Origin of the sequence: uncultured Brachyspira sp. (assembly GCF_944390595.1) — a bacterium.
Taxonomy (GTDB): domain Bacteria; phylum Spirochaetota; class Brachyspiria; order Brachyspirales; family Brachyspiraceae; genus Brachyspira.
On the sequence record NZ_CALXRN010000018.1, the window covers coordinates 1 to 9,130 of the forward strand.

8 protein-coding genes and 1 pseudogene are annotated in these 9,130 nt (G+C 27.7%); 1 reads left to right on the forward strand and 8 read right to left on the reverse strand.

Annotated elements, in window-relative coordinates; translation table 11 throughout:
* Window positions 1-299, forward strand: a pseudogene (locus Q0J90_RS01035) (type VI secretion system ATPase TssH); the annotation flags it as partial.
* A gap of 37 nt (window positions 300-336) precedes the next feature.
* On the opposite strand, the gene Q0J90_RS01040 reads toward Q0J90_RS01035, so the two are convergent.
* From Q0J90_RS01040 to Q0J90_RS01075, 8 genes are all read right to left on the reverse strand, one after another.
* Window positions 337-1,425: a hypothetical protein gene (locus tag Q0J90_RS01040; protein WP_297276148.1), complete on the reverse strand. Its 1,089-nt coding sequence runs from the start codon at window positions 1,423-1,425 to the stop codon at window positions 337-339.
* Between the two features lie 262 nt (window positions 1,426-1,687).
* A complete protein-coding gene (gene floA / locus Q0J90_RS01045) occupies window positions 1,688-2,701 on the reverse strand; it encodes a flotillin-like protein FloA (protein ID WP_297276149.1) in 1,014 nt (337 codons plus the stop codon).
* 28 nt (window positions 2,702-2,729) lie between these two features.
* Window positions 2,730-3,434 (reverse strand): UMP kinase, encoded by a 705-nt coding sequence (pyrH, locus tag Q0J90_RS01050; RefSeq protein WP_297276150.1) that lies wholly within the window; start codon window positions 3,432-3,434, stop codon window positions 2,730-2,732.
* A gap of 71 nt (window positions 3,435-3,505) precedes the next feature.
* A complete protein-coding gene (locus Q0J90_RS01055; RefSeq protein ID WP_297276151.1) occupies window positions 3,506-3,985 on the reverse strand; it encodes a GNAT family N-acetyltransferase in 480 nt (159 codons plus the stop codon).
* Window positions 3,986-4,003: 18 nt separating this feature from the next.
* Complete coding sequence (locus Q0J90_RS01060; protein ID WP_297276152.1) at window positions 4,004-4,492, reverse strand: GNAT family N-acetyltransferase; 489 nt, start codon at window positions 4,490-4,492, stop codon at window positions 4,004-4,006.
* 39 nt (window positions 4,493-4,531) lie between these two features.
* Window positions 4,532-6,007: a hypothetical protein gene (locus Q0J90_RS01065; RefSeq protein ID WP_297276153.1), complete on the reverse strand. Its 1,476-nt coding sequence runs from the start codon at window positions 6,005-6,007 to the stop codon at window positions 4,532-4,534.
* 156 nt (window positions 6,008-6,163) lie between these two features.
* Window positions 6,164-7,144 carry a hypothetical protein gene (locus tag Q0J90_RS01070; RefSeq protein WP_297276154.1) on the reverse strand — a complete coding sequence of 327 codons (981 nt, stop codon included), beginning with the start codon at window positions 7,142-7,144 and terminating at the stop codon, window positions 6,164-6,166.
* An 89-nt stretch (window positions 7,145-7,233) separates the two neighbouring features.
* Complete coding sequence (locus tag Q0J90_RS01075) at window positions 7,234-9,009, reverse strand: SpoIIE family protein phosphatase (RefSeq protein ID WP_297276155.1); 1,776 nt, start codon at window positions 9,007-9,009, stop codon at window positions 7,234-7,236.
* Window positions 9,010-9,130 lie beyond the last annotated feature (121 nt).

Consider the following 9,130-nt stretch of genomic DNA (forward strand, 5'->3'; position numbering starts at 1 on the left):
AGATAATAACATTTACTAGACTTGACAAAAAATACATTGCTGAGATAGTAAGAAATCAAATAGCAAGAGTTGCTAACAGACTTAAAGACAGAAGAATAACTTTAGATGTAAGCGATGAAGCTATAGACTATATTGCTGATATTGGTTATGATCCTCAGTTTGGAGCAAGACCATTGAAAAGAGCTATACAAAACTTTATAGAAAATCCTTTAGCTAAAGAAATGCTAGCAGGTAAATATTTAGAAGGAGATACTATAAAGGTAAAAAAATCTGGAGATAATTTAGTTTTTGAAAAATAATTAAAAATGCAGATAGGGTTATTATTATTTAATAACCCTATTTATATTTAGAAATGTAATTTATTGCTTCTTCAATACTATTTTTAAAAAAGTTTACATAATCTTTTATTTCATTTATATTAGTTTTTATATATTTTTGAACTTTTTTATTAATTATATATTTTAAATATCTATCTATAATTTTAATATTAGCTATATTAATATTTTCAATTTCATTTACATCAAAATATTTTTTTATCAACTTCATAGCGTATAAATTCATATTATCCCTAAAATCATCTCTTTTATTTCTTATAGGAATGAACCATACCAATCTGTCTACAAATATATGGAATTGATTACTAAATTTATATAAATACATATCCATAAAAACAGTTAATTCATTTAAAGAAATTATATCATTCACATTTTTTTTATCTCTCAAAGCATTAATTGGAATTTTTTTATTTTTAGACTTCTCTTGATTAAAAGGATATGTAGGAAAGCTATATATTTTAGCAAGTACAGAAAAAGCACTTTGATCATGTCTATTTTCAATAAATATATCAGCATTTGGAATTTTTGAAGGGGTATCATCAATTAGAGAAAAATCATCATAATAAGCTTGAAGCCATTTTTTTATCAATTCAATATTATTAGTATTTTTTAATAAAAAGAAACAAGTTGCCACTAATTGATGAGTATCTATAATATTTGTATCATCTAATACATTAAAATAATTGAATAAATCTGATTTAGTCCACATTTTTTCTAGGTAAGATGTTTCAAAACATAATGCTCCTTTTTCAATAACAGTATCTAAATATTTATAAAATATATCAATACTTTCTTTATTAAAATGGCAACCTATATCAGCATAAAATAAAATATCACCATCATTCATAGATTCTAAAGTTTTAAACACAATAAAAGGCTTCCAACACCAATAACCAAAACCTCTGCTGAGTATTAATTTAGAACGAAGTAAACTTTCAAATTTTTCATCATAAGGCAGATTATATTCATTATAAATAAAAATTTCATCAAATATATCAAAACTTTCTGCTTGTTTTTTGAACCTAATAGCAGAAGGATACAAATCTAAATTATGGAATGCACATAAATATACTTTTTTATCTTTATACATTGTGCATCCTATAAACATAATAAAAAATAAAATTTAAATTTTTTATTATGATAAAATAAAAATATATAAAGATATTATAGTGTTTAGTTACTTGACTTGACTTGACTTGACTTGACTTGACTTGACTTCAAGTATGTTATCTAAAAACACAATATTTACAAACATATCTATATTATATAATAAAAAAAATATATTTCAATACAAAATATAAGGCTGTATAAAAAATTATACAGCCTTTATTTTTTTAATTATTATTTAAATATTATTTTGCAGATGAAGAATTATTATTTTTGCTTGCAGAATCCATACCGGAAATACTATAACGCATTTCTGTATCTGCCATAACATTTTTCATGTTGTAATAATCTAATACCCCAATATTTCCTTTTTTAAGTGCCTCAGCAATAGCTAAAGGTAATTGAGATTCTGCTTCTACAACTTTAGCTTTCATCTCTTCTACCATAGCACGCATTTCCTGTTCACGTGCAATAGCCATAACTCTTCTCTCTTCGGCTTTAGCCTGAGCAATCTTTTTATCAGCTTCAGCTTGGTCAATCTGTAAGAAAGCACCAATATTGCTTCCAACATCAACATCGGCAATATCTATAGAAAGTATTTCAAAAGCAGTACCTGAGTCTAAACCTTTGGCAAGCACAACCTGAGAAATTCTATCCGGATTTTCTAAAACTTCTTTATGAGAAGCAGAACTACCTATTGTAGTAACTATACCCTCTCCTACTCTTGCGATGATTGTCTCTTCTCCGGCACCTCCTACAAGTCTGTTAATATTAGTTCTTACAGTAACTCTTGCAGTAGCTTTAACCTGTATACCGTCTTTAGCAACAGCAGCAATTAACGGAGTAGCTATTACTCTAGGAGAAACAGAAGTTCTTATAGCATCAACTAAATCCCTTCCAGCCAAATCAATAGCAGCAGCACGCTCAAAACTTAAATCCAATGAAGCCTTATCAGCAGCAATTAAAGCATCAGCAACTGCAGTAGGATTTCCTCCAGCTAAATAATGTGCCTCAAGTTCATTGCTTCCTATTTTTAAACCTGCTTTCCATAATTTTATCTGATTCAAAACTATAAGAGATGGATTAACTCTTCTTAAACGCATTGTAAGAAGTGTTATCATATTAATTCTTACGCCGGAAAATAAAGCTGTAACCCAAAGCCCTATAGGGAAGAAACGTAAGAAAATAAGTAAAAATACAAGTATTATAACTATACCAACAAACATTGGTATAATAGGCATATAACCGAAGTCAAGCATAAACTCTCCTTAAAATAAAATTTATATATTAATTATGAACATAAGTTCCTATAACTTCACCAGTAATGGCTTTTGTAATATTACCCATTTTATTCATATTAAATACTCTTATGGGCATATTATTATCATTAGCCATAGCAAAAGCTGTCATATCCATTACACGTAAATTCTGATTAATAGCTTCTTTAAATGTAATCTCTTCATACATTTTAGCATCTTTATTAGTTTTAGGATCTTTATCATATACACCATCAACATTAGTTCCTTTTAATACAATAGATGCCCCTATTTCTAATGCTCTTAATATTGCAGTACTGTCAGTTGTGAAATATGGATTGGATGTTCCGCCGGCTATAACTAAAACATTATCGCGTTCTAATATACGAATAGCTTTATCTCTTTCAAAACCTTCTATCATGCCTTCTATATTAAAAGCAGAAAGTATTTGAGTAGGTATTCCTGCAGCCATAAATCTATCTTTTAAAGCTATAGCATTCATTATTGTAGCAAGCATTCCCATAGAATCGGCTGTAGCTCTAACCATTCCTGTTTTATCCGAAAGCTGCATGCCTCTAAAAATATTACCCCCGCCTACTACAACAGCTATTTGAGTATCATTACAGGCTTCTTTCATTTCTAATGCTATTCTATCAACTACATTATTATCTATACCGTAATTTTTCTGACCAAGCAAAGCCTCTCCTGATATCTTAAGCAAGACTGTTTTTTTCATATGTTGCAACCTCTTAATTATTTATGAAATAAATTTGATATATTATACTATTTTTTTTCATATTATCAAGATTATAAAAATTTTTTCAATGCTTCATTAGTAAGTCTGTAAATTCTGGCATCCTTTACCATTTTGGCACCGGTGGATAAATAAAATTCTATACTGGATTTATTCCAATCCAAACACCACCATTCAAATCTGCCGCAATTACGTTCTAAAGCTATACTAGCTACCTTTTTAAATAACTGCTTTCCATAACCAAAGCCTCTGTATTTCTCATTAACATATAAATCATCTAAAAATAAACCATGTCTTCCTACAAAAGTAGAAAAAGTCTCAAAAAATACAGCATGCCCAACAGGAACATCATCTTCAAAAGCAATTATAACCTCAGCTTTCTTTTTATCAAAAATATTTTCTTTTAAACTTTCTTCTGTAAGATTAAGCTCATGCTCCAAACTCTCATAAGCAGCAAGCTCTTTTATAAATCTTAATATTGTAGGTATATCTTTTTCTTCAGCATATCTCATAGTAAATTTTTTATTATTCATAAATAACAACCCCATAAATTATTCAGCAGCAAATTTTTTCAAATTATCATGGCTTAATCTGTATGTAGTCCATTCTTCCATAGCAGAAGCATTTAATGATAAATAAAAATCAATACTCGTCTTGTTCCAATCCAAACATTGCCAATCAAGTCTTTCGCATCCTCTTTCAACTGCAATTTTGGCTAATTCGTTTAATAAAGATTTGCCATATCCTAAACCTCTGTAATTTGGACTTATATATAAATCTTCTAAATATATACCAGCTTTACCCAAAAAAGTTGAAAAATTATGAAAGAATAAAGCATATCCTATTTCAACATCATCTTCTAAAGCTATTAAAACTTCTGATTTTTTCTTTTCAAATATCCATTCTTTTAATATATCTTCAGTTGCTGTAACCTCATGCTCTAATTTCTCATAAGCAGCAAGCTCTTTTATAAATCTTAATATAGTAGGTATATCTTTAACTTCAGCAAATCTAATACTAAATTTTTTTTCTTTGCTCATACTTTATTATCCTATTATTTATTATCTTCTTATCATTTATCATTTTTCAATTAGCCATTCATCTCCATATTTTTTAACCTCTAAAATTACAGACTCTCCTGCATCATTACTTATGCATAAAGAATCTCCTTCATCGCCATAATTTACTACATTTTTAAGAGTAATTTCATTAGTTATAATATTAAGATAATAATCCATTTCCTGAGTAGCTAAAAACCAGTCATAATCCATACCCTCAACAGCTCCGTCATTTTGTTTATTTTCTTCCAAATTATTTTTTATTTCTTCAAAATTATTTTCTAAATTTTTAATATAATTGTCAGAAAAATATCCCGAATTTTGAAATTTAGATATATAGAGGTATACATTCTCCATATTAATCTCATAATATCCGCCGCCCTCAAAATCAAAATCTACAATTTTATTAAAAATATCACTTAATTCACTGTAATTTTCAGCATACCATCTGCAAGCATTATAGTATGCTTTTTCTTTAGTGCTTTTATCATTAGAATCTACAGCACCTGACATCCCATCAGATTTTTTATATATGCCAGTAAATCCATAACTTCCATTAGGTTCTGTTACCATAATAGTATCAGAATTTATAGGCTGAATAGATATAATATAACCGCCATCCATTCCTACTGTCTCTTCATAATCTAAAGTATGAGCACCTATACCGCATTCAGGTTCAACATATTGATTTTCTTCTAATACCATTTTACTAACATCTGTACTTTGAATATTAGTTACTGTTTGTCCGTTTTCATCTGTAGTTATGCTAATAGCATACAAGTAAAAAGTTTCATCATTATTTTTCTTTAATTCTATAGAAGCATTATAAGCATTTGTATATACATTGTTAAAATTATAATTATTTATATTGCCTACTTCTTCAGGTCTATAGTCTGATTCTGATATTAATATGCCTTCCTGTCTTTCATTATATTTCTGAAAAGTTACATCAGCTTTATTCTCATAAGGGAAATTATCAAAGTTAGGATTTTCTTTTACTTCTCTGTAATAGTAATTAGAATAATAATTTGCTTTTTCCCATTTAGTAATTATAGTTTCATTAGGGTCGCTTTCATAACCTTGATAATTATCTTCATAAAGAATTCCATTTTTTACAGAAAAGCCTTTATAATTTGTAGCAATATTACTTGGTCCTTCTTCGTACTTATCCTGTATATTATAAAGTTCATAATAATAAGCATTAGTTCCGTCTTTTGAAGATTCAAATATATAATTTTTATCCTCTCTATAACTTCCGGAATCATATACATATTCTATATCGCCGTTATCTTTGAAAGTGTATTTAGCCATACCGCTTATAATTATTTTATTCTTTACCTTTTCTAAAAATGCTGCATCTTCCTGTGATAATATTTTTGATGCTGATATAGTTTCATTTGACTGTCCTGAAGCATCATCAGTTTGAGTATTTGTTTTATTACCGCATTGAATTATAATTAAAGACATTATTGTGATAAATAAAAATATTTTTTTCATAAACTATCCTCCAAGAATTAATACCGCAAGTATACTATATAGATATATTTATTTCAATAAAAACATTATTATCCTGCATATATAGAATCTGCAAAAATAAAAAGGCTTTACCAATACAATAACCGATAAAGCCCTTAAATTTCAAACTAAATATAATTAATTAGACTGCTTTTTAAAAACTCCGCTGAATCCATAGCTTCCATTATTTTCAACTAAAACTAAAGCATCAGAACTTATAGGAGTTATATCTATAAAATATGTACCATCAGCCCCAGAAACTTCTCCATACTCCATAGAATTGTCAAATATTTCACAATAAGGCTCAACATACTGATTTTCTTCTAATACCATTTTACTAACATCTGTACTTTGAATATTAGTTACTGTTTGTCCGTTTTCATCTGTAGTTATGTTAATAGCATAGAAATAGAATGTTCCGTCATCATTTTTCTTTAACTCAATAGAAGCATTATAACCGTTTGTGTATACATTATCAAAATTATATTCATTAATATCACCTACTTCTTCAAGTTTATAATCTGATTTTGATATTAACAAACCTCTTGCTATTCTATTATATTTATCAAAAGTTACATCTGCTTTATTCTCATAAGGGAAATTATCGAAGTTAGGATTTGCTTTTACTTGTCTGTAATAGTAATTAGAATAATAATTTGCTTTTTCCCATTTAACCATTATAGTTTCAATAGGATCGCCTTCATAACCTTGATAATTATCTTCATAAAGAATTCCATTTATTATTGAAAAGCCTCTATAATTTGTAGCAATATTACTTGGTCCCTCTTTGTATCTATCTTGTATATTATAAGTTTCATAATAATAAGCATTACTTCCATCTTTTGAAGATTCAAATGTTAAAATAGAATCCATATATTCTAAATCCCCATTCTCTTTGAAAGTATATTGATAATCTCCGTCTATTACTATTTTATTTTTTACATTCTCTAAAAATGCTGTATCTGCCTGTGATAATATTTTTGCTGCTGGTATAGTTTCATTTGACTGTACTGAGTCATTTGTATTAGTATCATTAGAAGCAGTTTGACTATCTGTTTTATTACCGCATTGAATTATAAGTAAAGAAATTATTGTAATCAATAGAAATATTTTTTTCATAAGTAAATCCTTTATAGAATATTAATCATAATATACTATAAAGCTGTATTTATTTCAATAAAAAGATGTTAAAATAAAAATAGAAAAAATTAATTTAATAATCTTGCAACTAAAAGAGTAATATCATCAAACTGAGGCATTTTATCTCTAAAAGATATTGTTTCTTCTACAATATCATTTACAAGCTCTTTTGCATTATCATAATCATTTTTTAAGATAGCTTTAAGTCTTTCTTCTCCGTACTCTTCACCATCTTTATTAAAAGTTTCTGTTATACCATCAGTAAATAAAACTATTGTATCCGATTTTGAATAAGAAATTTGTTTATTCTGATATGTTGCATTCTCAATAAAACCTAAAGGCTTACCATGAGTATGCATTTCATGTATGGAGTCTAAAGAACTAATATCATACTTTTTTATTAAGAATTGAGGCAAATGTCCTGCATTAGAATAGGTAATTGTTTTATTTTCTGTATCAACTACAATCAAGAAACATGTAACAAACATACCGTTATTAGAATCTGCATATATATGTTTATTTGTACTTTCAAGTATCTTTGCCGGATCATCCATTTCAGAAAAATATACTCTTAATATAGAACGGGTCATAGTCATAAAGAATCCTGCACCTAATCCTTTACCTGATACATCAGCAATTACAAGCCCGTATTTAGTATCATTAATCTTAACATAATCATAAAAATCTCCGCCTACATTTTTACTTGGTATGCTGACAGCAGCTACATCAAATAAATCTTTATTAGGAAATTCTTTCGGAAGTACACTCTTTTGAAGCTGTTCTGTAAAATTAATTTCTTCTGTTAGAGATTCTTTTATTTTTGACTCTTCAGATAAAAGTATATGCATGTAATTTTCACCAATCTGCTGTGCAAGCATTTCTAAAAGTGATAAATTACTTAAATTGAATGCTTTATTAATATTTCTCTCTGTAGCGGAAAGAAAGCCAATTATCTCATCTTTTGCTATTATTGGCGCTACTATAAAACTATTTCTAGTATACCTTAAACTTTTATTAGGCTTGAATCTTTGATCTTTATCTACATCTATAGAATATACCGGCTTTCCTGTACGGAGCACCTCAGCAAGAACATTGTCTTCAACAGTTACAACACCATATTTAATAACATCCTCATCTATGCCAATTCCGGCTTTAAATTTAAATACTCCATTCTCTTTTAAAATTACAGATACTCTATGTGCTTCAAATGCTTCGCATACTATACTAATATTATCATTAAGTATTTCTTCTATAGTTTCGCATTTATTAATAGATATGGACATTTGATATAAAGCACCAACCTCATAGGCTCTGGATTGTGCTCTGTCATACACCATTTTATTAACTAAAGCTAATGATACAATATTAGCAAATAATGACATCACAACTGTATCTTGTTCTATAAACTTTCCATTTTTTTTATTTATTAAAAATAATGAACCTATATTCTTTTTTCTTACTTTTAAAGGTACAAATAAAATATTTTTTAATTCCTCGCCAAGAATTTCTTTCATAGGAGTAAAAGCAGAATCTTCCTGAGGATCATTAGAATAAAGCGAATTAGATGTAGTATAAGCTCTTACTGCTAAAGGTTTTTCACTATCTATAATATGTCCGAAAAATTTACTGCCTAATGGACCTATAGACATTTCATAATTTATATTAAATAATTCCTGATCTACTAAATAAAGTAAAATAGAATCTGTATACATTATTCTTTTTATTTCAGATACAATAGCCACCAAAGTCTCATCATGATCATTGCTGGCATTCATTCTCTTTATAATAGAAGAAAAAACCTCAAGCTGCTTTTCGGGATTATCGACTATATCATAAATATCCACTTAATACCTCTAATTTTAATAAGAATCCTATTATATAATTATATCATAGGGCATTTTTATAGTCAACATATATTTTTGATAGGAATAATATATTAAATATTTTTAATAATATATAGAAAAA

Bases quoted from the DNA above. Each gene is read 5' to 3' on its own strand.
- Q0J90_RS01040 (WP_297276148.1), bottom strand. From the start codon at position 1,425: ATGTATAAAGATAAAAAAGTATATTTATGTGCATTCCATAATTTAGAT.
- floA (WP_297276149.1), bottom strand. From the start codon at position 2,701: ATGCTTGACTTCGGTTATATGCCTATTATACCAATGTTTGTTGGTATA.
- pyrH (WP_297276150.1), bottom strand. From the start codon at position 3,434: ATGAAAAAAACAGTCTTGCTTAAGATATCAGGAGAGGCTTTGCTTGGT.
- Q0J90_RS01055 (WP_297276151.1), bottom strand. From the start codon at position 3,985: ATGAATAATAAAAAATTTACTATGAGATATGCTGAAGAAAAAGATATA.
- Q0J90_RS01060 (WP_297276152.1), bottom strand. From the start codon at position 4,492: ATGAGCAAAGAAAAAAAATTTAGTATTAGATTTGCTGAAGTTAAAGAT.
- Q0J90_RS01065 (WP_297276153.1), bottom strand. From the start codon at position 6,007: ATGAAAAAAATATTTTTATTTATCACAATAATGTCTTTAATTATAATT.
- Q0J90_RS01070 (WP_297276154.1), bottom strand. From the start codon at position 7,144: ATGAAAAAAATATTTCTATTGATTACAATAATTTCTTTACTTATAATT.